The following is a 25449-nucleotide window of genomic DNA, read 5'->3' as shown; positions in this document are numbered from 1 at the left end:
AACTAGGGCTTGCGGCGAAGGGGGAACCCCTCTACAGAGGGTTCTGGAGATCTTGAACGTGGCTTTCGGCCCGAGACACGGCTCGGTGGGATCGTGCTGGCTTACGCTGCTCGTCAACACATCCTCAACGATCTTTCAACGCCGCAAGTCATAGTCTCCTCCCGCTGGCCACCGGGGCCAGCCACCCCCTCGATGGAGGAAGACATGATCAAGGCAGTCAGTCGGCTCAGCGACCGCCTGCTCGCGCAGGTCCTCCCGGAAGAGAACGCCAGTGCCGCCTGTGGCGGTTGGCGTGTTTGCGGATGCGTCTGGAGTGACTCCTACCGCAGGTACGTCAGGCTCGTGATGAGGTACGACACCGATCGCGGAAACTCCTGCACCAACTGCTACGTGTCCGGTTACTGCTGACGAACGGTGCGGCGTCACCCACGGGGGATCCATGGGTGACGCCGCACCGTAGGGAGTCCCGTGCTGAACTACGTCCCGCTCTTCTGCCGTCTTTTCATCGGGATCGTTTTCGCGCTGTCAGCCGCGAGCAAGATCCGGGAGTTCGAAGAGTTCGTGCGGGCGACGCGCTCGCTTCTGGAGGCGGCACTGCCCCGGTTGCGACTCGGCAGGCGCGGTCTGCGGGCCGTCGCCTCGACGGTTCTCGCGGCCGAAACGGCGATCTGCCCATTTGTCGTGGTGTCGCCCTGGTGGCCGCTCGGGCTGGCCGCCTCCTCGCTCCTGCTGACGCTCTTCACCGCCGCGATCGCATTCGCCCTGCGTCGGGGTGTACGGGCGCCGTGCCGGTGCTTCGGCGGTTCGGCCACGCCCCTGGGAAAGCGGCATCTGTTCCGCAACGCCGCGCTGCTCACCGCGACTGTGGCCGGATTGGCGCTGCCGTACGAGCCGGAAAGCGATCCGGCCGGCCTGGCCGTAGTGATCATGGCGGCGGCCGTGGCGGCGATGGTGACCAGCCGGCTTGACGACATCGTCGGGCTCTTCGCGACCCCTACGACTCGATGAGGTGATTTCGTTGACTACTCTCGCGGTCTTCACTGCCCTGGTAGGCGTGATGTGCCTGCTCAACCTGTTCCTCACCTTCGGCATCATCCGACGGCTCCGGCAGCCCGGAGGTGCCCAGCCCCAGCCATGGGACCTCGGCTCGTCCCTACCCGTCCCGGGTCACGAGATCGGACCGTTCACCGTGACCACCGCCGACGGTCGGCGGCTCTCGAACGACCGGCTCCTCGACGGCACGGTCGTGATATTCCTGGCTCCCGAGTGCACGACCTGCCGGGAGCGCCTGCCGGAGGTGGTCCGGTGGGCGCGGGGAGCCGACCGCGAGCGTGTTCTAGCAGTGATCGACGGCCAGGTGTCAGACGTCTCCGACCTGGTGGAGATGCTCAGTCCGGTGGCGCAGGTCGTGGTCGAGACGAGAGGCGAGTCGCTGCGTGAGCTGTTCGGCGTCTCTGCCTTCCCCGCCTTCTGTGTCGTCTCCGATGGCGCGGTGCGCTCGGCTTCGCTGGATCTCGCCCATCTGCCGACGGCCAGCCGGTCGTGAGGGGGAGCGTGGATCCAGACGTACGGCATGGCGCGCGGGCGTTGACGGGGGCCGCCGTGCGCATGATGTCGCTGGTCTGTACGGCGGCGCCGCTGCCGTTCCTCGGCTACCTGATCACCACGGTGATCGGCGCCGTGTGCCCCGTGGCCCTGGCCTGGTCGATCAAGCTCGTTCTCGACCGGCTGACCCAGACGGGCATGCCCGGTCCCGTCGTGGGGCTGGTTGTGGGGGCGGCAGCCCTGGGAGTGGTGGGCGGGGTCCTCCCGCAGGCGGGCGGCTACCTGCTGGCCGAGATGGGCAGGCGGTCGGGCCTTCAGGCCAAGGACCGGCTGTTCGCAGCCGTGGAGACCTTCAAAGGGCTCGGCAGGTTCGAAGACCCCGTCTTTCTCGACCGGCTGCGCCTGGCCCAGCAGAGCGCGTCGGCGACCCTGCCCGCCATCGAGGCGTCATTCCAGGCCGTGCGCTCCACGGTGACCATGGTCGGATTCATCGGTTCGCTGGCGGTGATCAGCCCGTGGTTCACCGCCTGTGTGGTCATGGCCGGTGTGCCCGCCTTCCTGGTCGAGCGCCGGCTGTCCCACCGGCGCGCGTCGGTCATGTGGAAGGTCAACTCGGTCATGCGCAGGGAGCTGTTCTACGTCAACCTGCTCAGTACGGTCGACACCGCCAAGGAGATCCGCCTGTTCGGGGTGGGCGCCTTCCTGCGCGAGAGGATGAACCGTGAGACACGGGCGGCAAATGCCGAGCAGCGCCGGTTCGACCAGCGTGAACTGCTCGTGCAGGGTGCTTTGACGCTGCTGGCGACCGCCCTGTCAGGTGCGGGCCTGCTGTGGATGGTGCTGATGGCGGCCCGGGGCAGGTTCTCGGTCGGTGACGTGACGATGTTCGTGGCCGCCTCCGGCGGCGTGCAGGCCGGGGTGAACGGGCTGGTCACCGCCCTCGCCTCGGGACATCAGCAACTCCTGCTGTTCGGCCACTACCTGGCCGTCGCCGACGCGGAGCCCGATCTGGCGGTCCCGGCTCGCCCGCGTGCGCTTCCCCCGCTGCGTCGCGGAATCGAGCTGCGCGATGTCTGGTTCCGCTACAGCGACGCGCATCCCTGGGTGCTGCGCGGAGTGAACCTGGTCATCGACCGCGGTACCACGCTGGCGTTGGTCGGTCAGAACGGAAGCGGCAAGAGCACTCTGGTAAAGCTGCTCTGCCGGTTTTACGACCCGACCCGGGGCCGGATCCTGTGGGACGGCGTGGACCTGCGCGAGGTGCCCGTGGAGGACCTGCGTGCCCGGCTCGGCGTGGTGTTCCAGGATTTCGTCAGCTACGACATGAGTGCGGCCGACAACATCGCGCTCGGTGACCTGTCGGCGCTGGGAAACGATGAGCGCATCGAAACCGCGGCGCGCCGCGCCGGCATGCACGAGACGTTGCAGGGGCTGCCGCGTGGCTACGAGACAACGCTGTCGCGGATGTACTTCGGTGACGTCGCCGACGACGACCTCCACACTGGTGTGGTGCTCTCGGGCGGTCAGTGGCAGCGGCTGGCACTCGCCCGGGCTTTCCTGCGGCAAGAGCGGGACATGATGATCCTGGACGAGCCGAGCGCGGGGCTGGACGCGGCGGCCGAGCACGAGATCCACACCCGGCTCAGGGCCGTCCGCGAGGGACGGACCAGCCTGCTGATCTCTCACCGACTGGGGACTGTCCGCGAGGCCGACACCATCGCCGTGCTGGAAAACGGCATGGTGACCGAGGTGGGCGATCACCGGGACCTGGTCGCCTCCGGTGGGACCTACGCCCGTCTTTTCATGCTCCAGGCCGCCGGGTACGGCGATGAGCCTGACCTCGTGGCGCTGGAGGAGCGGTCATGACGGCGCTCGTCCTCGGGGCGATTCTGGTCGCCTTCGCCAGCGGCATGGTGGGCCGGCTGCGCGGCCGCTATGTGGTGGTGACCGTTCACGGTGCGAGCATGAGCCCGACCTATCGAGACGGTCAGCGGCTGCTGGTCCGCAGGCGCGACGGCGGATGCGTGGTAGGCGGCCAGAGTGTCGTCTACATCGACGCCCCTGATCTGTCCATGCCCGCCGCGCTCCGTTCCGAGGCGCCCTATCCCGGGCCGCTCCACCCAGAGACGCTCCATTCCGGGGTGTCCCATTCCGTGGCGCTTCATCCCGAGACCGCTCCGCCTTGGGCGGTCAAACGGGTCGCGGCGGCGCCCGGGGACCCCGTTCCCCGCGATCGCTTCCCCGTGCTCGACGAGGTGGTCCCGGCGGCCCGGCTCGTGGTCGAAGGCGACAACCCGGCATACTCCTATGACTCGCGGCACTTCGGCTACCTGCCCACGAGTCGCGTCGTCGGCGTGGTCATCCGCCGCCTGTGATGCAGCCCATGCCGCTTTGCTGTACCGGAACCTCATCACTCCCCCGGGACGGCGGGCACCTGTCCGTCGAGGGCGGCCAGATACCGCTGGACGCGGTCGGCATCCTCGAGCCGGCGCTGGGTCCTGTACGACTCCAGCGCACGCCGCCAGGCGGAACGGGCTCGATCGAGATCGCCCAGCGCCTGGTGGGTCCGACCGAGGAACTCCAGGACGTCGGCCTGGTGGTAGGTGTCGTGCAGGTCACGGCGCAAGCTGAGAACCCGCTGATAGTAGTCCAGCGCCCGGTGGTAGCAGCCGGTGCGGAAGGCGATGAAGCCCAGGCTGTTCAGCGCCGCGGCCTCACCGGTGCGGTCACCGTGGCAGCCGAAGATCGCCAGGGCACGCTCGCAATGGGCGCGCGCTGGCGTGTAGTGGCTCAGGTGGGCCTCGTACCAGCCCACGGCGTTGAGCGTGTGAGCTTCCCACACCGGGTCGCCGAGAGCGCTGCTCAGGCGCAGGGCGCAGGTCGCGTGCGTCAGCGCTTGCTGCCTGTTCCCCTGCTGTTCCCAGGCGGTGGCCAGGGCAAAGTGATTGTGGGCTTGGACGAGGAGATCCCCGGCCTGTTCGGCCAGGGCGAGAGCTTGTGTCAAATGTGACACGGCCTCGGCATGCATCCCCGCTTTTGAGTAGGCGCCACCGAGAAGCCGATGGGCCAAGGCTTGCGCGGCCGGATCCCCCAGGCGCTGCGTGGCGGTGAGTCCGGCCTGCCACATGGCGAGGTCCTGGTGGTGGCCGCGCCGGTAATGGAAGGTGGTCAGGCACCAAGCCAGTTGCCACACCGGGGTGTGCCAGCCATGTTCGACGGCCAGGTGCTGGACCGCCAGCAGGTTGGCGTGCTCGGCATCCAGCCACGCCGAGGCCGCGGACACGTCGCCCAGGGCGTGAGGCTCACACCCCGGCGCCGGCCGTCCGAGTTCGATGGGCCTGCGAGCCTGCTCCAGCAGTCGCTCCGCGGTGAACGCCGTATGCAGGTAGAAGTCCACCAGTCGGCTGCGTGCCTCCTCCCGGCGGGCGGGAGGAAGACTCTGGGCGAGTTCGGCGGCATACAGGCGGACGAGGTCGTGCATGCGGTAGCGGCCCGGGGCGTGCTGCAGAACGAGATGGGCGGTCTCCAGTTGCCGTAGCACCGTCGTCACCCGTGCCACGGGCAGAGCAGCGAGGGAGGCGACGGCCTGTCGGCTGATGTCCGCTCCCACGGCCAGCCCGAGCAGTGCGAACAGAGCGGCCGCCTCGGAAGACAGGGCGTGGTGGGACCAGGATAAGACGGTTCGCAGACTCAGCTCGGCTTCGCCGACATCGAGGGCGTCCAGTCGGCCGGCGGCCTGCTGGAGCTCCTCGGCCACGACGGTGAGCGGCAGCGTGGCGTGCATGACGGCGCGCGCCGCGACGATCCCCAAGGCCAGTGGCAGGCCCGAGCAGTGCCGCAGGAGCTCGTCGACGGCGGCGGGTTCGGCGGCGATTCGCTCGGCGCCCAGGTGTTCGGTGAGCACTCGCCGCGCCTCGTCCCGGTTGAGGATGTCCAGCGGCAGCAGCCGGGCACCATGCGTGGTGGTCAGCGCGGGGAGCGCGTTGCGGCTGGTGATCACCACCGCGCAGGTGGGGGTGCCCGGTAGCAGCGGCACCACTTGGCCGGTGTCGCGGGCGTTGTCCAGCACGATGAGCAGGCGCTTGCCCGCCACCAGGCTTCGATACAACGTGGCCTGCGTGTCGGTGTCGGCGGGGATCTCCGCCGGAGCCGCGCCGAGGGCGTCCAGGAAACCCCGCAGCGCCGTCTCCACGGTGGTCGGCTGGCCGGTGGGGTCGAACCCGCGCAGATTGACGTACAACTGCCCGTCGGGGAATCGGGCCGTCTGCTGGTACGCCCAGCGCAGGGCCAGCCAGGTCTTGCCGATGCCCCCGCCGCCGCCGATCGCCGAGATCACCACCTTGGCGCCCGTCTCCACATGGGCGTGCAGGGCCGCAGTCAACTCCGCCAGTTCCTTCTCCCGTCCCACGAACAGCGGGGGCGCCGCCGGTAGCTGGCGGGGCACCGACGGTCGGCCGCCCGTCATGCTGGTCGGCGGGCCCGCTGTGGCGGGATCGGCGGTCAGGATATGACGGTGTAGCTGTTGCAGTGCTGAACCGGGATCAGTTCCCAGTTCCTCCGCCAGCCGTTCCCGAATCTGCCGGAAGTGATCCAGCGCATCGGCTTGGCGGCCACTGCGATACAGCGCGAGCATCACCTGGCTGGCCAGCCGCTCGTCCAACGGGTGCGCCCGGGCCAGCGCGGTCAGCTGTCCGAGGAGCTCGGCATGCCTGCCACAGTGCAACCCGGCGTCGAACCGGTCGAGCTGCGCGGCGAACCATTCGTGCTCCCAGAGCGCGCGGGTCTCGGACAACCACGGGCTGTCCAGACCGGCGAACGGCTCCCCACGCCACAGCTCCAACGTTCGCTCCCACAGTGCCAGAGCCCGCGCCCCTTCAGACGCCCGGGCCTCGACGGCCAGGTGGCGGAAGCGATGCACATCGACCGCCAGCTCGTCCACGGCAAGCAGATAGCCGCCGGGGCGCCGTGCCAACGTCACCTCGCCGACGCCGGCGAGGGCCGTGCGCAGCCGGGACACATAGCTGCGCAGGGTGCCGCGCGCCTGCTGCGGCGGCTGTTCACCCCACACCCGGTCCACCAACTGCTCCGTCTGTACCAGTCGGTTGGCCTCCGCCAGCAGTACCGCCAGTACACACCGCTGCCGGGCCGTTCCCAGTTCCAGCAGGCTGCCTCCGGCACTGCCGTCGGCGTCGTCGGTGATGCCTGCCTCTACGGGGCCGAGCACCCGGAACTCCACTGCCATCCGCCGCCTCCGCGTCATCGCTCTTGCGTTCTGGCCTGCTGCTCCCACTGGGCGATCCAACCGTGATCGCAATACCCGTCCCTATCGATCTTGACGGACGACGCCTGCCCCGGCAACGGCAGGCATCCCCTAGTGGCTTGGTTAGGTCGCTTGAAGCCTGCGATCGATCCTGGTGTTGTGGGTTTCAGAGGTGAGTCCCATGACACCGACCGAGCCAAGCGGTGTCCAGGCTCGTCTGGAGGAGTTCCTGACGGACCTGTTCACCGACTTCACCCGCGCTGACCAGCAGAAAAAGGCGAACTCTACGTGCGGGGCCTGATGATGGACGGCCACCGCAAGTCCATGGAGCCGATGGCCCACCGCCTGGGTGTGGACCACCAAGGGCTGCAGCAGTTCCTGACCGACTCCCCCTGGTCGCATCAGCAGGTGCTGCGCAAGGTCGCCCTCTTGATCCACCCGACCGTGTGGGTGGTCGATGACGTCTCCTTCCCCAAGGACGGCACCACCTCGCCGGGCGTGGCCCACCAGTACTGCGGGGCATTGGGCAAGACCGCCAACTGCCAGGTCGCGCCCAGCGTGCATCTGGCCACCGAGGCCGCCTCACCCCCCGGTGAATTGGCTGTTGTTCCTGCCTGCGGAATGGGACCCGGCCCAAGAGGGCTGCAGCGATCCCGACCGCGCCCGCAGGCGCCGGCAACGGGCCCGCATTCCGCCCGAGGTGGACACCGGCCCAAATGACAGCTGGCCTTGGACATGCTCGATGAGCTGCGGAGCTGGGATTGATCCCGCCCCTGGTCGTGGCGGATGAGGGGTATGGCCAAGACGGAGAGTTCCGGCTGGGCCTGCAAGAGCGCGGCATTGCTTACGTGGTCGGGATCCGCTCCGACACCGCGGTGCTGGCCGAGGCGGCCCGGCGCACCACCGTGCCATGGACGGGCACCGGGCGACCACCGCTGGCGCGCTATCGCGACCCGCCGGTCTCGGTCGCGCGGCTCGTCAGTGAGGCCGGGCGCGCCGCCCGGCGCCGGGTGATCTGGCGCACCGGGTCCAAGGGGGGCGTTGGCCTCCTGCTTCGTTGCGCTGCGGGTGCGTGTGGCCGGGCGGCGCATCCGCCAGGCCCATCCGGATGCGGATCTGCCGGTGTGCTGGCTGTCGGCCGAGTGGCCCGCCGGGCAGAAGGCCCCGACGAAGTTCTGGCTGTCCACGCTGGCGGCCGATAGTGCATTGCGGACGCTGGTGCGTGCGGCCAAGGCGCGCTGGCGCGTCGAACATGATTATCGTGAGCTCAAGCAGGCCCTGGGCCTGGCCCATTTCGAGGGACGGACCTGGCCCGGCTGGCACCATCATGTCGTCTTGATCTCGATCGCGCATGCCTTCGTCACCACCGAACGGCTGGCCCCAAAAGCAGGAGCACCGGCCTGAGCACCTACCGGATCACTGCGGAACTGCAGGTGATGTTGGTGTGGTGGGCCGGCCGGTGCCCTACCTGTCGAAGACCGGTGACCAGCGAGAACCGGGAGCGGGCCCCGACCTAACCAAGCCCTACTAGTCATGGTCCGCAACTGGTCCACAGACAGCGAGCGCCAATGAGAACGGGCGGGACTCCGTGAGACTGGAGCCCCGCCCGTTCTGGCGTTCTTCGTGCAGGTCAGCGGCGTGATCCCGCTGGTCCTGCGCGTGTGCCCCCTGCAAGATTCGAACTTGCGCTCCCGGCTCCGGAGGCCGGTGCTCTATCCCCTGAGCTAAGGGGGCCAACGAGTGACTAGATTACCAGCATCCGGAGGGGAACCGACACTCAGTATGGGGAGTGTGTGATCTGGTGGGGTGCGGGCTTCATCGGGGGGTGGGGCGGACGGCTCCGCGGTAGAGGGCGCGGTAGTAGGGGGAGGCGGCGAAGTCGGTGGTCTTGACGACGTCGCCGGACTTGGGGGCGTGGACCATGACGCCGTTCTTCACGTAGATGCCCACGTGGGTGGGGTCACCGGTGCCGCCGCCGAAGAAGACCAGGTCACCGGGGCGGAGCTGGGAGAAGGGCACGCGGCGGCCCTGGGTGAACTGGGAGCCGGTGTAGTGGGTGAGCTTGGCGCCCGCCTTGGACCAGGCGTGCAGGGCGAGCCCTGAGCAGTCGAAGCCGCCGCGGGTCGGTCCGCTGCTGGAGCCGCCGCCCCAGACGTATGGCGTGCCGATCCGGCGGAGTGCGGCGGCCGCCGCGATCTGGCCGGGTGTGGGACGGCGGTCAGGACGTCCGGAGCGTGTGGACCGCCCCTTCGGCCTCCGCGACGCTCCGGGATCTTTCGACGAACCGGGTTTCTGCGATGTCCGGGGTTTCCCCGGTGATCCGGGCTTCCGTGGATCCGGTGCGGGCCGGTCGTCCGGTGCCGTGGCGGGTTGTGGCTGCGGCCCGGGAGTCGGCCGTGCCGTGGATCCCGGTCGCGGTTCCGGCCCCGTGACGGGCTCGTGCCCCGCTGTGGGTTCCGGTCGCGGTTTCGGGACGGGGTGGGGCTCCGGGCCCGGAGTCAGGATGGCGGCGGGCTGGTGGACGCGGATGGGGCGCTGCGGGGGCAGGAGGCCGGCGATCTGTGACGGCACGGCCTCGCAGACCTTGGCGATCAGGGCCTGTGCGTGCCCGGGGATGCGGATGTGGTCGGACAGGTGGGCGAGCACGCGAGAGCAGGGCCGGGATGTCCGATCGGCCGCATCGGGGCCGGTGAGGGCCACGGTGGCTGTGGCAGCGGTGGTCGCCGTCGCGGTGGCGGCGAGGGCGGTGGCGGCGATGAGGGCGACGATCACGTTTGGGCCTCCTGGGCTCGATGGACGATCGAGGCCTCAGGATCGGCGGGGCGGGATGACCGCCGAGGGGCCGAACCCGGTTCTGGGGAAAACCTGGCCGCTGTGGACAACTCCGTGTACACATCCGCCGAAACCCGCGCGCGATCGACCGCAAAGGGCTAGCTTGGCGGCCGTGGGAGAGCTTCTGGGCAAGGTTCTGGTCGTGGACGACGACGAGGTCATCCGGCAACTCATCGCGGTCAACCTGAGTTTGGAAGGATTTCAGGTGGATACCGCCTTCGACGGGCAGAATTGCCTGGATCGGGTGCTGGACGTGAAACCTGACGTGATCACCCTGGACGTCATGATGCCCAGGATGGACGGGTGGATGACCGCCACCCGGCTGCGCAGCGACGACAGCACCAGCCACATCAAGGTCGTCCTGATCACCGCGCGCGCCCAGGAGGACGACAAACGCCGGGGGCTCGGCATCGGGGTGGACGCTTACCTCACCAAGCCGTTCGATCCCGCCGAGCTCATCCAGGTCGTCCGGGATCTCGCCCTGTCGGCACGCAGCAGCTGAACGACCCACAGCAGCCGACGGCGCCCGACAGCCGACGGCACGCGACGGCTGGCGGCGCATTCGGGTCTCTGTGCGTCCTCTTCCTGAGGTCCCGAGATCCCAAGGTCCCGTCTTCTCGGGTACGGCGCGCTCTCGCCGGCGCCCCACATACCGACGCACTCGGGTCCGAGCGCCTCAGGACCCCGTGCCGATCTCCGCGCGGGCCGCCTCCAGGAACTCGTTCTGAGGACCTCGGAGGTGATCCCACATCGAGCCCTCGGCTGTGATCTGCTCCGGTTGTCGCCACAGGACGTGGTCGACCGCGGTCGCGTAGGCCCGGGCGAGCCGGTACATCTGAGGACGGAACAGGACCTGGATCATCCGCTCGGCCACCCAGAGACGGTCGATGACGTTGCGGGCTCCCGCGAACCACTCGGGCGTTCCGGCGGCGTTCCAGTCAGGAGCCTGGTCGCGTTCCTCGGCGATGCGTATGCCTTCCTGCGTGATCGTAATGAACTCGCGCAGCAGTTCCAGTTGCTCCGAACGCCGGGCCTCGGCCCGCTGGGCCGTCTGCCGCCTCTCCTCGTTCCTCCCGGCGAGCCGCACGGTGGTGAACTGAGCCAGATACGACAGCAGGCCCCCCAGGACGACACCGATCAGGGAAGCCCATACCTGCATTTCCATGGCAGTTATGTATCAAAGCCTCATAGGTCCCAACCGGCTGATCACAAAACCGGTGGACGTTCCCGAAACCCTCGAAGTCCTCGAAGTCCTCGAAGCGGTACGACGCGCATCGCGCCGGTTCTGTCGGTGCCGGATCCTACGATCAACACGTGATCATTGTTTCTGGCTGGCTCGCCGTCGATCCGGATGACCGGGACACCTATCTGCGGGGCTGTTCCGCTGTGATCGAGCAGGCGCGCGCCTCCTCCGGGTGCCTCGACTTCACGCTCGGCGCCGACCTGATCGACGCGGGGCGGATCAACGTCTACGAGAGGTGGGAGTCCGAGGAGGCCCTCGACGCCTTCCGGGGCTCGGGGCCGGACGACGGGCAGACGGCGATGATCCGCGACGCCGAAGTGCTCCGGTATTACATATCCGGATCCGGCCCGGCCTGATCCGGGCGACTGCGGCTCCCCCGCCCACACACATCCGGGCGACTACGGCTCCCCCGCCCACCCACATCCGGCCGTCCCGGCCCGCGCCCGCTCAGATCAGCCCCTCCTTACGGGCCACGGCCGCAGCCTGGGTGCGGGACGAGACCCCCAGCTTGCCCAGGATGTTCGAGACGTGCACGCTCACCGTCTTCTGGGCGATGAACAGCCGCTCGCCGATCTCGCGGTTCGCCAGTCCCTCCGCCACCAGCGCGAGCACCTCCTGCTCGCGACCGGTCAGCAGCCCGGTCTCGGCCGAGGTGAACCGCGCCCTGCGGCCGAGCTCGGCCAGGGCCCCGGACAGCGGTACGGCCCCCAGGGACGTGGCGGCCTCGACCGCCCGCTCCCACTCCGCCAGCGCCCCGGCCCGGTCTCCGGCCGTCAGCAGCGCCTCGGCCAGCCGCCACCGCGAGCGCGCGACCTCGTAGACGAACCCGTAGTCGAACATCTCCACCACCGCGCGCCACGCCTCGACGTCCAGCCGGCCGTGGACCCGGTGCCACTCGGCCTCGGCCCGCAGGAGCCAGCCCTGCCCCTCCCGGCCCATCCCGGCCCGGGCGGTCGCCCGCGCCCGGGCGAGCATCTCGTCGGCGCCGTCGGTACGGCCCAGTTCGGCCAGGGCCCACAGGCCGACCGCGGCGATGCGGAGGTTGCCGGGGTCGGAGCGCTCCAGGACGTCGAGGACCGCGGTGACGTGCTCCAGGGCCGTCTCGGGATCTCCCCGCCACAGGGCGTGCTCGGCGGCCAGGCCCCGGGACATGTAGGCCACCAGCAGGTCCGTCCAGAACGGCCGGAGCCAGGCCAGCCGGTCCTCGACCTCGGGCAGGCCCATGGCGACCTCGACGAAGAGCACGAACGAGGAGAGGGTCGCCTCCGGGATCGTGCCGACGCGCCTGCCGAACCCGGCGGCGCGGGCCTGCTCCCACTCCCCCGCGATGTAGTGGATCATGAAACGGTGGAACCGCAGGTCGGTGCCGTACGTGCTCCAGGACAGGCCGGTCTCCGCGGCCAGTTTGATGCCGCTGTCGGCGGTCGCGGCGGCCTCGGCCAGGGCGCCCCGCTCGGCCTGCATGCGGGCGTAGTGGAAGACGGCGCGCAGGTCTATCGCCAGGTTGCCCGACTCCCGGTCCACGATCCGGGACAGGAGCTCCTCGGCCCGCTCGCGGTCCCCGCTGTACTCCGCGCAGGAGGCGAGGATGATGAGCGCGCTCTTCTCCGCGTCCCGCGCCCCCACCTCGCGGGCCACCTTCAGGGCCCGTTCGGCCAGCGGCTCGACCTCCTCGTGCCGGTCGGTCCAGAACAGGGTACGGGCGAAGGTGGCCAGCGCGCGGGCCAGCAGCTTGCCCTCGGGCTCCGCCGCCACGGCCGCCTCGGCGATCGCGATCGGGTCGGTCTCCTCGCCCGCGTCGTACAGGTAGTACGCCAGCCGCTCGCAGACCTCCGCCGACGGCGGCAGCGCCCGCAGGTGGGCGACCGCCCGGTGGTTGTCGCCCATGTCGGCCGCCGCGGCGGCGGTGCGCAGCGCGAGGCGGACGTATTCGGTGCCGGCCAGGCTCTCGGGTTCGGCGACCCTGTCCCACAGGCCGAGCGCCTGCTCGAAGTGGCGGTGGGCCTCCGCCGGCGCGCCGAGCCGCTCGGCCCGGCGCCCGGCCTCGACCGAGGCGGCCAGCGCCCCGGCGAGGTCGTGTCCCGCCAGATAGTGGTGGGCCAGCTCGGCCGCGGCGCCCTCCCGCGCGGTCAGCAGCCGGGCGAACTCGGCGTGCAGGCGGGTGCGCTCGCCGGGCAGCAGGTCGGTGTAGACGGCCTCCTGGAGCAGGGCGTGCCGGAAGGCGTAGCCGTACTCGCCGGAGAGCCGGATGAGCCCGCGCGAGACGATCTCCCGCATCGCCTCCTCGAAGGCCAGGTCGTCCAGGCCGGAGACGTCCCGCAGCAGGTCGTGGTCGACCCGCCGGCCGGCCACCGCCGCTCCGCGCAGCACCCGCTGGGCGGGGTCGGACAGCTGCTCGACGCGGGACAGCAGGAGGCTGGCCAGGCCGTCGGGCATCGAGCAGCCCTCGGTCGCGGCCTCCAGCAGTTCCTCGGCGTAGAACGGGTTCCCCTCGGCCCGGTCGACGACCTCACCGATCATCCGGGCGTCGATCCCGCCGAGCAGGGCGACGTAGTCGGCCATCTCGTGGCGGTCGAGCGGGCTCAGCTCGACGGAGGTCACCGAGGGCAGGCGCTTGAGCTCGGCCAGGACCCGGCGCAGCGGGTGACGGCGGTGCAGGTCGTCGGTGCGGTAGGTGCCGACCAGGCAGACCCGCTCGGTCTGGAGCATCCGGCTGAGGAAGACGACCAGGTCGCGGGTGGACTGGTCGGCCCAGTGCAGGTCCTCCAGGATCAGCAGCACCGGCTGGGTCGCCAGGAAGCCGAGCACCGAGCCGAACAGCTGCTGCTGGGTGAGTGCGGAGTCGGACTCCGGCCCGGCGTCGGCGACGCCGGGCAGCAGCCGGCCCAGCAGGGGACGCGCGTCGAGCGCCGCGCGCAGCTCTCCCTCCGCGCCGCGCAGGGCGTCGGCCAGCGGGAGGTACGGCAGGGCGTCGCCGAGCTCGGCGCACTGCCCGACGAGTACGGCGAAGCCGTCCGCCCTGGCCCGTTCGGCCAGTTCGGTCACCAGCCGGGTCTTGCCGATGCCGGCGTCCCCGCCCACCAGGGCGACTCCCGGCAGACCCTCGCCCGCGGAGCGCAGCACGGCCAGCAGACGATCAAGCTCCGCCAGTCGCCCGACCAGTGTGCTTTGTACTTTTTGCGACCCCACTCGGCGAGTATGCCACGGACCGCCGTCATCCGATTGGTCCATGGGGAACGCCCGGCATTGGCCTTCTCTCCGGAGACCAATCCGTCCCTATGGTGGGGCCATGGTCTCGATGTCGACTTTTCTGGTGTTCGCGGTCGCGTCCCTGGCGCTGGTCCTCGTGCCGGGCCCGAACCACCTCTACATCGCCGCCCGCGGCATGTCCCAGGGGCGGGCGGCGGGAATGGCCAGCGCGCTCGGCGTGGAAGCCGGAACCCTGGTGCACATCGCCGCGGCGGCGGCCGGGCTGTCCTACGTGGTCGCCCGGTCGGCCACCCTGTTCAATGTGATCAAGTGGGTGGGGGTGGCGTACCTGGTCTATCTGGGCATCCGCGCACTGACCGCCGGCAGGCGGGAGGAGGGTCTGCGGGAGACCGCCCCGCAGCCGCTGCGCGAGGTCTTCGCCGAGGGACTGGTCGTCAACCTGCTCAACCCCAAGGTGATCCTGTTCTTCCTGGCGTTCCTGCCGCAGTTCGTGAACCCGGAGGCCGGGGCGGTGCCGCTGCAGATCGTCGTCCTGGGCGGCACGCTGCTGCTCCTCGGGCTGATCTCCGACATGATCTACGCCGCGGGCGCCGACGCGCTGGGCCGGCGGCTGCGCAGCCGCGCCAAGGCGCTCGGCCGGGTCAGCGGGATCATCTATCTGGGACTCGGCGTCGCGACCGCGCTCTCCAGCCGCTCGGTCTGAGCGCCTGCCGTACCCTCCACCCGCTCGGGCCGAACGCCCGCCGCATCCGCCCGCCGCCCGCTCCGGGCGGCAAGGGAGTCGAGGTGGTCCGCCTGGTCGCGCAGGTCGCCCACCAACCGGGCCAGCGATCCGGGGGCGGCCAGCATCCCCAGGTGCCCGCGCCGGGGGACCAGGATCAGCCGCCCGTCCCGGCAGGCGCGCAGGAAGGCGCGCTCGTCGGCGCGGAACGGGTCGCGGGCCCCGTTGACCAGCCACACCCGTCCCGGATACGAGGCCAGCGCCGCGAGCTGGTCGTGCCCGGCGACGGCCTCGACGACCTGGGGCATCACCTCGCAGGACAGGCCTCCCGCCACCATTGCCTCCCCCGCGGGGCCCGGCAGGGTCAGGCGCAGGGCGCGGTCGCTGATCCGGTCGGCGCGAGCGGGGTTGCGCGCGGCCAGACGGGCCATGAACCGATATATCCCGGCATAGTGGCTCGGGGAGGCCGTGCATCCCATGGCCACCAGCCCGGCCACCCGGCCGGGGAAGCGCTCCGCCGCGGCGATCCCGACGTATCCGCCGAGTGAGAGCCCGGCGACCAGCGCCCGTCCCCCGGCCCTGTCGATCGCGTCGGCCACCGCCGACGTGGCCGCCTCCATCGTGAACGGCTCACCGCGCCTGGTCCCGTGGCCCGGCAGGTCGACGGCGACGGCGGACCCGTCCAGACGCGAGAGGACCGGGCCCCACATCGTGGCGCTGACCCGGATCCCGTGGACGAAGACGATCGGCAGCATGAGCGCGCCTCCCTCTGATCAAAGTTCTCTGACCAAAACCCCTTCCGATTAGAACACAACGCACCGTTGCGTTGCTATTCTTTCCCCCATGGCACCGCGCAAGGAACAGGAGATCTTCCGTGCGACCCTCGGGCTGCTCGTCGAGCGGGGATACGAGGGCCTCACCGTCGAGGGCGTGGCCGAGCGCTCGGGCGTCAACAAGACCACGATCTACCGGTGGTGGCCGTCCAAGGCCGCCCTGCTGGCCGCCGCACTGATCGAGGCGGACGCGCTCGCCGTGGACCCCCCGGACACCGGGAGCCTCCGGGGCGACCTGGAGGCGCTGGTCCGGGAGATCTCCGCGTTGCTGACGGAGTCGCCGTCGGCGGAGATCGCGGTGGCCGCGCTCGGCGCCGCCGTCCACCAGCCCGAGTTGGCCGAGGCGACCCGGCGTTTCTTCGCCGACCGGCTGGCCCGCGAGCAGCAGGTCTTCGAACGGGCCAGGCGGCGCGGCGAACTGCGCGAGGACGCCGACCCGATGTTGATCATGGACCTGCTGGGAGGCGCCGTGTGGCTGCGCGCGGTCTTCCGCGGGCTCCCGCTCGGCGACGGCTTCGCCGCCGAGGCGGTGCGGAGCGTCCTGGACGGGGCGGCCCTGCCCGCGCACCCGGCCTGACCGCACACCCGGCCTGACCGCGCCATCGATCCGGCCCGCGCCACCCGGCCCAGGCCGGCCCCGGGCGCCTCAGCCCGACAGCGCGCCGGGGATGCGCTCCAGGATCGGGTACGGCATGAGCCCGTACGCGTAGAAGTCGACCGCGTCCGCGCCCGCCGCCCGGACCGCCCTGATCTTGGCGGCGAGGCGGTCGGCGGAGTCGGTGTCGGGCGGCCCCGGGCGGAGCACGACCCGCAGCTCCCGGTCCTTGCCGGTCGAACGGCGGTAGGCGCCCACGTCGTCGGCCACCCTCGCGGCGTCCCTGGCGTAGGCGAGCACGGCCAGCGAGGGCACCAGGTCACCCAGGGCGACCAGGTCCACGCCGAGCTGCCAGGAGTCGTGCGCGGCCAGGACCGGCGAGGGCCGCCCGTCGGCGTAGCCCTTCACCGACCCGGTGCCGTCCAGGAAGGTCAGCCGCGAGCCCTCGGCGGTGACGGCCGCGGCGACCTCGGAGACCAGGGAGGTCACCGTCTCCGAGCGGGCCCGCGCGTAGGCGACCACCTCCGGCCCGGCGTAGGCGGTCAGCGCCGCGCGGGTCACCTCGCCCTGGGCGGGCGGGTCGCCGTCGAGCACGCCGCCCACGATCCTGGCGCACTCCTGGCGGGCGGCCTGGGCGTTGACGCCCAGGTCGGTGGCGCGGCGCATGCAGAACTCGCAGAAGCACAGCCCGAGCAGGAACAGGTCCATCGGGCCGAGCGGGACGAAGCTGCGCTCGTGGTGGTAGCCGTGCCCGAAGGTGCCGAAGTGCAGCCCCTCGGCCACGACGCTGTCGACCCCCTGGCGGGCCACGGCCCGTCCCAGCGCGACCGAGTAGAGACGGACGTCCGGGTGGGCCGGGCACAGGTCGGCGAGCGAGCCCCGGTCGCCGAAGCAGTTGCGCACGGTGGTCTCGGGGTGGGCGTCGCCGAGGGTGACACTGTGCAGGAAGACGGTCCAGCCGTGCAGTCTCAGGCCCCGCTCGGCGGTGGCCCGGCGCAGCGCGGCCAGCGGCTCCTCCCCCGCTCCCTCCTGGACGGGCGGGACCAGGCGGAGCCCGCCGAACAGATCCTCCGGCGGCGTGAAGTGCACCCCGTCCCGGCGGATCGTCACGCGGGAGGCCCCGTGCGGGGTGACGTCGCGGGTGCGGTGGTAGGCGGCGGCCGCGGTCACGCCGGTCACGCCGTATCCGGCGATCCGGTCAAGGGTCTTGTCCAGTCCCTCACCCCGCACGTCCTCGACGTAGAGGTACAAAGAACTGTCCAAGCCGCCGCCTTCCCACGCCCTGCGTCAGACTCTAACGCGCCTTGTACGCCACGAAGTCGATCTCGACCAGGATGTCCATCAGATCGGAGCCGACGGTCGTGCGGACCGGGTACGGCTTGGTGAAATAGGACTTGTAGGCCTCGTTGTAGGCCGCGAAGTCCCGCTTGAGGTGCTCCAGGTGCACCGTCGACTTCACCACGTCGTCGAAGCCCAGGCCGTGCGCGGCCAGGATCGCCCCGAGGTTGCGCATCACCTGGTGGGTCTGCTCGGCCACGTCCTTGCCGACGACCTCGCCGGTGGCGGGGTCCAGCGGGCCCATGCCCGAGGTGTAGACGAAGTCGCCGATCACCAGGCCCTGGGAGTAGGCCCCGACCGGCGCGGCGCCCTCGTCGGTCCTCAGTTCAACCTTGCCGCTCATCTTCATTCCGTCCTTAGTGGAAGTGCGTGGTGATCAGATCGACGACCACGTAGTCGTCGTCGACCACCGGGATGACCCGCCACTTGTCGAAGGCGGTGCACGGGTGGGAGATCCCGAACGACACCAGGTCGCCGGGCCGCACCGGGGAGTCCGGCGCGAGCCGCAGGACCGCGTGCTGATCCTGGACCTTCAGAACCGTAGCGCCCTCGACCGCGCCGCGTGGCACCGGCAGCCCCTCGTCGAACGGGGCGTCCCGCTTGCCGAACCCGACCACGGCCAGACCCGGCTCGGGGACGGACAGCACGTGCGCCCAGATCTCCAGCGCCGCGCGCAGCTCCCCCTCGATGCGGGTGTACGGCGTGCGCTCGCGGTAGTAGCCGTCGTCGTGGGAGACGTAGGCCCCGCTGCGGAGCATGATCGTGGCCTGGCAGGTGACGAGCTCCCGGCCGATCACGTCGAACCACTGGCTGCCGCCCACCGACAGGATCGGGTCCCTGACCCGCAGGTGCTCCAGCGCCTCCTGCAGCCGGTGCAGGTAACGCCGCACCTCCCCGGCCGACTTCAGCGACCCCTCGTACCCGGCGACTCCGGCGAGCTCCACCCCGGGCGCCGCCTGGGCGGCGGCGGCGACCTGCAGGAGGTGCTCCAGGGTCCGGCTGCCGGAGCGCCCGCCCTCGTGGCCGAGCTCGGCCAGGACCCGGAACGGCCGGGGACCGGCGTGCCGGGACAGGGCCTCCACCCCGGCCGCCGAGTCCACGAAGCACAGGAACTCGAACGACGGGTCCCCGGCCAGCCGCGCGGCCAGGGCGTCGAGCCCGGCCGGGTCGAAGATCTGGTTGGCGAGCATGACCCGGGGCACTCCGAACCCGCACAGGGTGAGCGCCTGGGCGGGGGTGGCGGCGGTGAGCCCCCACGCGCCCGCCTCCAGCTGGGCCCGGACGAGCTCGGGCGACATCGTCGTCTTGGCGTGCGGGACGAGCGTCAGCCCGTGCTCGCGCGCGAAGGTCGCGAGCGTGGCGATGTTGTGCCGCAGCGCGGCGCGGCGGGCGACCATCACCGGGAAGGTGAAACCCCCTCCGAACAGCGACGTCCCCACTGCCTTCGCGGGATCGGCGATCCCCTCCACCCGGCGGCCCCCTTCGTTCGCGGGACGTCCCGTCCCCGTACCTTCCGAGGACCTTATCCTCAGCCGGGCGCCGAACAGGCGGGGATTTGGGCCCCCTTCCCTCTTGACCGCGAGCTGTCAGGAATGGTGGCATCGTCCTCTAGTTAGGAACCTTTCCTAACTAACGATCGCAGAACCCCCGATCCACCGCAGAAACCCAATCGACCCGCAGAGAGGGTTCCTTCCCGTGCATGTGCCACCACGTCTCCGTCGCCCCCCGGCCGTCCTCACCCTCGCCCTCGCCGCGGTCCTGGCCGCACCGGCGCTCGTGCTGGCGGCGCCACCCGCCTTCACCGCCGACTCCCTGCTCTCCCAGGGCCGTCCGGCCACGTCCTCGTCCGTCGAGGGGTCCGGGTTCGCGCCCGCCGCGGCCTTCGACGGCGACACCTCCACCCGCTGGGCCTCGGCCGAGGGGGTCGACCCGCAGTGGGTCCGCGTCGACCTCGGCCGCTCCGCCGCGATCTCCCGGGTCAGGCTGACCTGGGAGGCCGCCTACGGCAGGGCCTACCGGATCCAGGTCTCCGGCGACGGGTCCTCCTGGACCGACCTGTACTCGACCACGACCGGCGACGGCGCCGTGGACGACCTGTCGGTCTCCGGGACCGGCCGCTACGTCCGGATGCACGGCACGGTCCGGGGCACGCCGTACGGCTACTCGCTGTACGAGATGCAGGTGTACGGCACCGCAGGCGGCTCGACGCCCACCCCCGCACCCACCCCCACGCCGACGGCCGGCGGGCCGAAGGTGCCCTTCGGCGGGCACACGATCCCCTACGCCCCGGGGATGCTGCGTCCCGGCGGGAGCCAGGCGACGCTCGACCAGAAGGTGGTCGACTACTATCGGCGCTGGAAGGCCGCCTTCGTCAGGCAGAACTGCGGCAACGGCTGGTACCAGGTCTTCTCCCCCGACGCCGACCACCCCTACGTCGCCGAGGCCCAGGGCTACGGCATGGTCATCACCGCGACCATGGCCGGAGCCGACCCCGACGCGAAGAAGATCTTCGACGGCCTGCTGAAGTACGTCCTGGACCACCCGTCCTCGATCACGCCGGGCCTGCACGCCGCCGAGCAGGACGCCTCCTGCAAGAGCGTCAACGGCGGCGACTCCGCCACCGACGGCGACCTCGACATCGCCTACGGCCTGCTCCTGGCCGACCGGCAGTGGGGCAGCTCCGGCGCCCACGACTACAGGCAGCTCGCGATCAGGCACATCAACGCGATCAAGGCGGGCGAGGTCAACCCGACGACCAGGCTGCTGAAGCTGGGCGACTGGAGCAGCGCGGGCGGCGAGCACTACTGGATCAGCCGCTCCTCCGACTGGATGGCCGCCCACTTCAGGGCCTTCCGCAAGGCCACCGGCGACGCCGCCTGGGACACGATCCGGGCCGATCACCAGAACCTGATCACCTCCCTGCAGTCGCGCCACGCCCCGGGCACCGGCCTGCTGCCCGACTTCGTGGTCGACACGAACACCACGGCCAGACCCGCGCCGGGCGAGGTGCTGGAGGACCCCAACGACGGAAGCTACTGGTGGAACGCCTGCCGTACCCCGTGGCGCATCGGCGACGACGCGGTGACCGGCGGCGACCCCGCCTCGCTGGCCGCGGCGCGCAAGCTGAACGCCTGGATAAAGAGCAAGACCGGCGGCGACCCCGCCAAGATCGTCAACGGTTACCGGCTCAACGGCACCGCGCTCTCCGGTGACAACGACCCCGCGTTCTTCGCCCCGTTCGCGGTGGCCGCGATGACCGACCCGGGCAGCCAGGCCTGGCTGGACGCGCTGTGGAAGCGGATGCTCGCCACCCCGCTCGACACCAGCGGCTACTTCTCGGCCAGCATCCAGCTCCAGGTCATGATCACCGTGACCGGCAACCACTGGGTGCCCTGACCCCGGAGCCGGGGAACCCGCGGCCCGGGATCCACGCGGCGGGGCCCGCACCCGCCGCCTCCCCGGTACGGCCCCCGCCCGCGCGGGCGGGGGCCGTACCGCCCCCTCGGCGGGTCAGTCCTGGTCGGGGATGATGTCGAGGCGTGAGACCTCCGGGCCGCAGGAGACCCCCGCAACCGCCGGCCGCTCGGCGAGCAGCTTCCTGGCCTGCTGCCTGGCCAGGTTCCAGCCGTTCCACGGGTCGGGCCGGTCGAGCTCGTTGGCCTGGACAACCGCCTGCAGCACGCAGCTGCGGGTCGGCTCGGGCAGCCGGTCCAGCGCCGGTACGGCCTCCGCCCCGAGATCGCTCAGGTACGCCTGGTCGAGCCGGTCCACGCCCCGGATGCTGAGCTGGGACTCGGCGACCCGCAGGTCCGGGTTCCAGACCGCGAAGGCCAGCAGGCCCGCCCCGGTCATCACGACCACGCTCCGGGGCAGCCATCCGGCGGCGCGCCGGGTCAGCCGTACCGCGCCGGCCACGAGGACCAGCGCGAAGATCCCGCCCAGCCACCAGATCGCCGCGCCCACCGACGCCCGCAGCCGGGTGTAGCCGTAGGCGTCGACGTAGAGGTCGAGCCGGTACATGGCGGAGATCAGGATCACCACCGTCAGCCCGCACAGCAGGCCGAGCAGCCCGGCCATCAGCCACCGGTCGCGGCCCTCCAGGTCGACCACCCCCGAGGCGAGCGCCACGATCGCCAGCACGAACACGCTGACGACGACCAGCTGGAAGAAGCCCGAGCGGGCGTACTCGGCGTAGGTGAGATCGGTGGTCTCCAGCACGCGGCCGTTGCCGCCGAACAGCACCGTCAGCTGCATCGCCACGAAGGTGGCGAACAGCAGGTTGAGCGCGGTCAGCGGGGTCACCCACAGGCCGCGGCCGACCCGCAGCCGCAGGTCCGGCCCCTTGGGCTCGGCGACCGGCCGCAGGCCGACCAGCACGGCCGAGGCGGCGACGACCCCGAAGACCGCGAAGGTCAGGATCCGCAGCGGCAGGGACTCCGCCCAGTCCTGCCCGGTGAAGATGTTCTCCACGGTCTTGGCGAACACCGCGTCGGCTGAGGCGAACAGCGCGCCGAAGATCGCGACCAGCACCACGGTCAGCCCCGCCCCGATCAGCGCGGGGACCAGCCTGCGGCGGGTCGGCATCCCCTTGAACGGGGCCGCCAGGAACCAGGGGACCGGCAGCAGCCCGAGCACCACCGAGACCCCGCCCCTGAGCACCCCGAGCCAGCCGCGTCCCGCCCCCGACAGAGCCAGCGCGGCCACCGCGAACCCGGCCAGCAGGAGCAGCCCGACGAGCCAGTCGGCGTCCCTGAAGACCGCCATCACGACCATCCCGTACGCGATCACGCCCATCCCGGCCGACCAGGGGGTGATCCGGCGGCGTACGACGGGCAGCGCCACCACGCCCATGGCCGCCGCCACCAGCACGAACCCGAGTCCCACGGAGCTGTACGGCAGCGCGACGGCCGCCAGCAGTCCCACGACCGCGCAGGCCACCGGCACCCAGCGCGGGGTGCCGGGCAGCTGCGGCCGGGGGAACACCGAGGGCGCCACGTACTCGCCCGGCGTCCCCGGCCCCTGCAGCCCGCCCGGCGTCCCCGATCCCTGCAGCCCTCGCGGCTCGCCCGGCGTCCCCGATCCGTCCGGTGCTCCCCCGTGCCCCTCGCGGCCCGCCGGAGCGCCTCGCTGCGCCACCGCTGTCCGGTGTGTGTCCTCCTGCGTGCGGTGCGTCTCCCCTGCGGGCCGGGCGGCGCCCGCCGGGTCACCCGGGCCCTGGGTCCGGCCCGTCCCCGCACCGTCGAGTGCGGGCCCGGCGGGCCGTCCTTCCCGCCCCTGCGCGGAAGGATGCGGCGGCGTGACGGGCGTCCTGGGCGCGGGAACGCCTCCGGCGGGCCGGGAGGACTCCCAGACCCCGCTCGGCGGCGTGGTCGCCCCGATGACCGTGCCGACGAACCCGCCTATCACCGGGGACAGGACGCCCAGGGCGAGGCCCGCCTGGATGCTGACGGCCCCGACGCCGAGACCGAGGAGGACACCGAAGGCCAGCCCGATGAACCCGCCGACGAAGACCCCGATGACGGCTCCCCACCAGTTCCTGAGCGGGACCGGGTAGCCGTGCCCGCCCGCTCCCCCCGTGGCGGGGAAGGGCGCGTGCCCCGGACCGGAGGGACCCGCCGGACCGGGAGCCCCGGAGCCGGGAGTCCCTGAGCCGGGAACCGCGGGGCCGGACCCGTACCCGGCCGGGACCGGGGGTCCGGGCGGCGTGGGAGAGGCTCCGGACTCCGCGGAGGTCTCCGTGACGTCCACGACGGTCGCGCCGGCGCCTGCGGAGTCCGCTCCCGACGCCACGAGGGTCTCCACCGGGTCCACCCGGTCCGCGGAATCCACGGGGTCCGGGGAGTCCACGAGGTCCGCGGGGTCCGCGGCGTCCGCGAGGTCCGGGGAGTCCACGGGGTCCGGCGGGATCGTGGCGGTCGCGCGGGTACCGGCCGGCGCCGCGGTCTCCGGGACCGGGCGGGCGGCAGGAGCCGGGAGCTCTTCGAGGTCCACGGACTCGGCTGGGGAGAGGGGGTCCGGGGAGGAGGTCATGGGATCGCCGGGAGACGGGCCGTCCATCATGGTCCTTTCGGGGAGGTCGACCGCGACGCGGCAGCCGACGCCGTCTTCGACGCGGATGGAGCCGCCGTGGAGCTCGACGATCTCCTTGGTGATGGCGAGGCCGAGCCCGGCGCCGCCCTCGTCGGCCGCCCGGCCCGCGTCCAGCCGGGAGAAGCGCTCGAAGGCCCTGGCCCGCTCCTCGGGCGCGATCCCGGGCCCCTGGTCGGTCACGCGCAGCCGTACGCCGCCCCCTTGAGCGGCGGCGGCGAGCACCACGACCCCGCCCTCCGGGCTGTGCCGTACCGCGTTGTCGAGCAGGTTGGCCAGCACCTGGGCCAGCAGGTCGGCGTCGGCCCGCACGCTCAGCCCCGCGGGCACCTCGCACCGGGCCGTCACCCCGTCGCGGGCGAGCACCGCCTCGCGCAGCGCCTGTTCGCAGAGCGGCCGGAGCTCGAGGCTCTCCGGGTCGATGAGCCGGGCCCCGGACTCCAGCCGGGACAGGTCGAGCAGCTGGGCGACCAGCCGTCCGAGCCGCTCGGTCTGGGCCAGCGCCGTCCCGAGCGTCACCGGATCGGGGTCGGAGACGCCGTCCACCACGTTCTCCAGCACCGCCCGGAGAGCGGTGATCGGCGTACGGAGCTCGTGGCTGACGTTGGCGACCAGCTCCCTGCGCTGCCGGTCCACCTCTCCCAGGTCGGCCGCCATCGCGTTGAAGGCCCGGGCCAGCTCGCCGACCTCGTCGCGGGAGGTGGCCGTGACCCGCAGGCCGTACCGGCCCTTGGCGATCGTCTGGGCGGCGGCGGCCATCTCGCGCAGCGGTTTGGTCATCCCCCGCGCGAGCAGCTGCACCATGATCAGTGCGAGGACCACCGCCACCGCGACGCGCACGTTGCGCGAGTAGCCGGCGTTGATGCCGACCTCGTTGACGACGAACGCCGTCGCCACCGCCAGCAGGATGACGATGCCGAGCTTGACCTTGATCCGGCCCAGGAAGTCGAGAGGTCTCAATGGTTTGCGCATTTCAGTGTTCGAGTGCTCTGCGGCGGGATCGGTTCGGCGGCCCGCCCGGTCCCGGGGGGCCTCACGGCCGGACGAAGGCGTAGCCGACCCCGTGGACCGTTCGCACGACCCCGGAGCCGAGTTTGCGGCGCAGGGCCCGTACGTGGCTGTCGACCGTCCGGGTGGCCGCCGCCTCGGAGAAGCCCCAGACGTCGGACAGCAGGCGCTCCCGCTCGAACACCTGGCCCGGCCGCTCCGCCAGCCGGCGCAGCAGGTCGAACTCGGTCCGGGTCAGCTGCACCTCCGCGCCCCGCACGTAGACCCTCCGCTCGGCGGTGTCGATGTCGACGTCGCCCACGCGCAGGACCGTCTCGTCCACGGCGAGCTGGGAGGCGCGTTCCACCCGCCGCAGCAGCGCGTGCACCCGCGCGACCAGCTCGCGCATGCTGAACGGCTTGGCCATGTAGTCGTCGGCGCCCACCCCCAGGCCGACGAGCAGGTCGGTCTCCTCTCCCAGCGCGGTGAGCATGAGCACCGGCACCGGCCGGGCCGCCTGCATGCGCCGGCAGACCTCCAGGCCGTCGAGGCCGGGCAGCAGCCGGTCGAGGACCACCACGTCGGGCTCGGCCTTCGCGTACGCCGCGAGCGCCTCCTGCCCGTCTCCGGCGATCCGCACGTCGAAGCCCTCCGCGACGAGCCGGTGCCGTACGGCCCGCGCGATCGTCTCGTCGTCCTCGACCACGAGGACGCGGCGTTGCCGGGGAGTAGCCATGCCGCGAGCTTATGCCTGACCTGTGCAGACGGCCTGAGGTGAATTGTGAAGATTCCGCGCAG

At 71.5% G+C, this 25449-nt stretch carries 19 protein-coding genes, 1 tRNA gene and 1 pseudogene; 10 read left to right on the top strand and 11 right to left on the bottom strand.

The window, feature by feature from the left end; translation table 11 throughout:
• Positions 1-468: 468 nt before the first annotated feature.
• From Pta02_RS15305 to Pta02_RS15290, 4 genes are all read left to right on the top strand, one after another.
• Positions 469-1008, top strand: coding sequence for a MauE/DoxX family redox-associated membrane protein (locus tag Pta02_RS15305; protein ID WP_203875467.1), 540 nt, complete (start codon positions 469-471; stop codon positions 1006-1008).
• A gap of 10 nt (positions 1009-1018) precedes the next feature.
• On the top strand, positions 1019-1546 hold the full coding sequence (locus tag Pta02_RS15300) for a thioredoxin domain-containing protein (protein ID WP_203875466.1): 528 nt from the start codon (positions 1019-1021) through the stop codon (positions 1544-1546).
• A gap of 62 nt (positions 1547-1608) precedes the next feature.
• Positions 1609-3411, top strand: coding sequence for an ABC transporter ATP-binding protein (locus Pta02_RS15295; RefSeq protein WP_203875484.1), 1803 nt, complete (start codon positions 1609-1611; stop codon positions 3409-3411).
• Complete coding sequence (locus tag Pta02_RS15290) at positions 3408-3920, top strand: S26 family signal peptidase (protein WP_203875465.1); 513 nt, start codon at positions 3408-3410, stop codon at positions 3918-3920. The genes Pta02_RS15295 and Pta02_RS15290 overlap by 4 nt, the downstream gene beginning before the upstream one ends.
• Positions 3921-3955: 35 nt before the next feature.
• Here Pta02_RS15290 and Pta02_RS15285 read toward each other — a convergent pair whose 3' ends face one another.
• Positions 3956-6787: an AfsR/SARP family transcriptional regulator gene (locus Pta02_RS15285; RefSeq protein WP_203875464.1), complete on the bottom strand. Its 2832-nt coding sequence runs from the start codon at positions 6785-6787 to the stop codon at positions 3956-3958.
• A 199-nt stretch (positions 6788-6986) separates the two neighbouring features.
• On the opposite strand from Pta02_RS15285, the pseudogene Pta02_RS15280 reads away from it, so the two are divergent.
• Positions 6987-8209: pseudogene (locus Pta02_RS15280) on the top strand (IS701 family transposase).
• Between the two features lie 258 nt (positions 8210-8467).
• On the opposite strand, the gene Pta02_RS15275 reads toward Pta02_RS15280, so the two are convergent.
• Positions 8468-8539 (bottom strand) — tRNA-Arg (locus Pta02_RS15275).
• A gap of 81 nt (positions 8540-8620) precedes the next feature.
• Positions 8621-9577 carry a C40 family peptidase gene (locus Pta02_RS15270; RefSeq protein ID WP_239130597.1) on the bottom strand — a complete coding sequence of 319 codons (957 nt, stop codon included), beginning with the start codon at positions 9575-9577 and terminating at the stop codon, positions 8621-8623.
• Between the two features lie 184 nt (positions 9578-9761).
• On the opposite strand from Pta02_RS15270, the gene Pta02_RS15265 reads away from it, so the two are divergent.
• Positions 9762-10139, top strand: a complete 378-nt coding sequence (locus Pta02_RS15265) for a response regulator transcription factor (protein WP_239130610.1) — start codon at positions 9762-9764, stop codon at positions 10137-10139.
• Between the two features lie 174 nt (positions 10140-10313).
• Here Pta02_RS15265 and Pta02_RS15260 read toward each other — a convergent pair whose 3' ends face one another.
• On the bottom strand, positions 10314-10802 hold the full coding sequence (locus tag Pta02_RS15260; RefSeq protein ID WP_203875462.1) for a hypothetical protein: 489 nt from the start codon (positions 10800-10802) through the stop codon (positions 10314-10316).
• Positions 10803-10951: 149 nt separating this feature from the next.
• On the opposite strand from Pta02_RS15260, the gene Pta02_RS15255 reads away from it, so the two are divergent.
• Entirely contained in the window at positions 10952-11236 is a 285-nt protein-coding gene (locus Pta02_RS15255) for a putative quinol monooxygenase (protein ID WP_203875461.1), read from the top strand.
• A gap of 91 nt (positions 11237-11327) precedes the next feature.
• On the opposite strand, the gene Pta02_RS41910 is transcribed toward Pta02_RS15255, so the two are convergent.
• Positions 11328-14111 carry a helix-turn-helix transcriptional regulator gene (locus Pta02_RS41910; protein WP_203875460.1) on the bottom strand — a complete coding sequence of 928 codons (2784 nt, stop codon included), beginning with the start codon at positions 14109-14111 and terminating at the stop codon, positions 11328-11330.
• A 58-nt stretch (positions 14112-14169) separates the two neighbouring features.
• On the opposite strand from Pta02_RS41910, the gene Pta02_RS15245 reads away from it, so the two are divergent.
• Entirely contained in the window at positions 14170-14793 is a 624-nt protein-coding gene (locus Pta02_RS15245) for a LysE family translocator (protein WP_203875459.1), read from the top strand.
• Here the strand turns inward: Pta02_RS15245 and Pta02_RS15240 are convergent.
• Entirely contained in the window at positions 14745-15566 is an 822-nt protein-coding gene (locus tag Pta02_RS15240) for an alpha/beta fold hydrolase (RefSeq protein ID WP_203875458.1), read from the bottom strand. The genes Pta02_RS15245 and Pta02_RS15240 overlap by 49 nt on opposite strands.
• Before the next feature lie 88 nt (positions 15567-15654).
• On the opposite strand from Pta02_RS15240, the gene Pta02_RS15235 reads away from it, so the two are divergent.
• Complete coding sequence (locus tag Pta02_RS15235; RefSeq protein ID WP_203875457.1) at positions 15655-16221, top strand: TetR/AcrR family transcriptional regulator; 567 nt, start codon at positions 15655-15657, stop codon at positions 16219-16221.
• A gap of 69 nt (positions 16222-16290) precedes the next feature.
• Here Pta02_RS15235 and Pta02_RS15230 read toward each other — a convergent pair whose 3' ends face one another.
• From Pta02_RS15230 to Pta02_RS15220, 3 genes are read right to left on the bottom strand one after another with little or no spacing between them, the layout of a single operon-like run.
• Positions 16291-17502, bottom strand: a complete 1212-nt coding sequence (locus tag Pta02_RS15230; RefSeq protein ID WP_203875456.1) for a hypothetical protein — start codon at positions 17500-17502, stop codon at positions 16291-16293.
• 31 nt (positions 17503-17533) lie between these two features.
• On the bottom strand, positions 17534-17920 hold the full coding sequence (locus Pta02_RS15225) for a Rid family detoxifying hydrolase (protein WP_203875455.1): 387 nt from the start codon (positions 17918-17920) through the stop codon (positions 17534-17536).
• 13 nt (positions 17921-17933) lie between these two features.
• On the bottom strand, positions 17934-19046 hold the full coding sequence (locus tag Pta02_RS15220) for an alanine racemase (RefSeq protein ID WP_203875454.1): 1113 nt from the start codon (positions 19044-19046) through the stop codon (positions 17934-17936).
• A gap of 232 nt (positions 19047-19278) precedes the next feature.
• Here Pta02_RS15220 and Pta02_RS15215 point away from each other — a divergent pair, with 232 nt between their 5' ends.
• Entirely contained in the window at positions 19279-20973 is a 1695-nt protein-coding gene (locus Pta02_RS15215; RefSeq protein ID WP_239130595.1) for a glycosyl hydrolase family 8, read from the top strand.
• Between the two features lie 114 nt (positions 20974-21087).
• On the opposite strand, the gene Pta02_RS15210 is transcribed toward Pta02_RS15215, so the two are convergent.
• Together Pta02_RS15210 and Pta02_RS15205 are read right to left on the bottom strand one after the other, a co-directional pair.
• Entirely contained in the window at positions 21088-24636 is a 3549-nt protein-coding gene (locus tag Pta02_RS15210; protein WP_203875452.1) for a DUF4153 domain-containing protein, read from the bottom strand.
• A 61-nt stretch (positions 24637-24697) separates the two neighbouring features.
• Positions 24698-25387 carry a response regulator transcription factor gene (locus tag Pta02_RS15205; protein WP_203875451.1) on the bottom strand — a complete coding sequence of 230 codons (690 nt, stop codon included), beginning with the start codon at positions 25385-25387 and terminating at the stop codon, positions 24698-24700.
• Positions 25388-25449: the final 62 nt, after the last annotated feature.

It is taken from the genome of Paraplanobispora takensis (genome assembly GCF_016863195.1).
Taxonomy (GTDB): domain Bacteria; phylum Actinomycetota; class Actinomycetes; order Streptosporangiales; family Streptosporangiaceae; genus Planobispora; species Planobispora takensis.
Note: the sequence above shows the minus strand (reverse complement) of the source record. Positions and strands in the feature narration are given on the sequence as shown.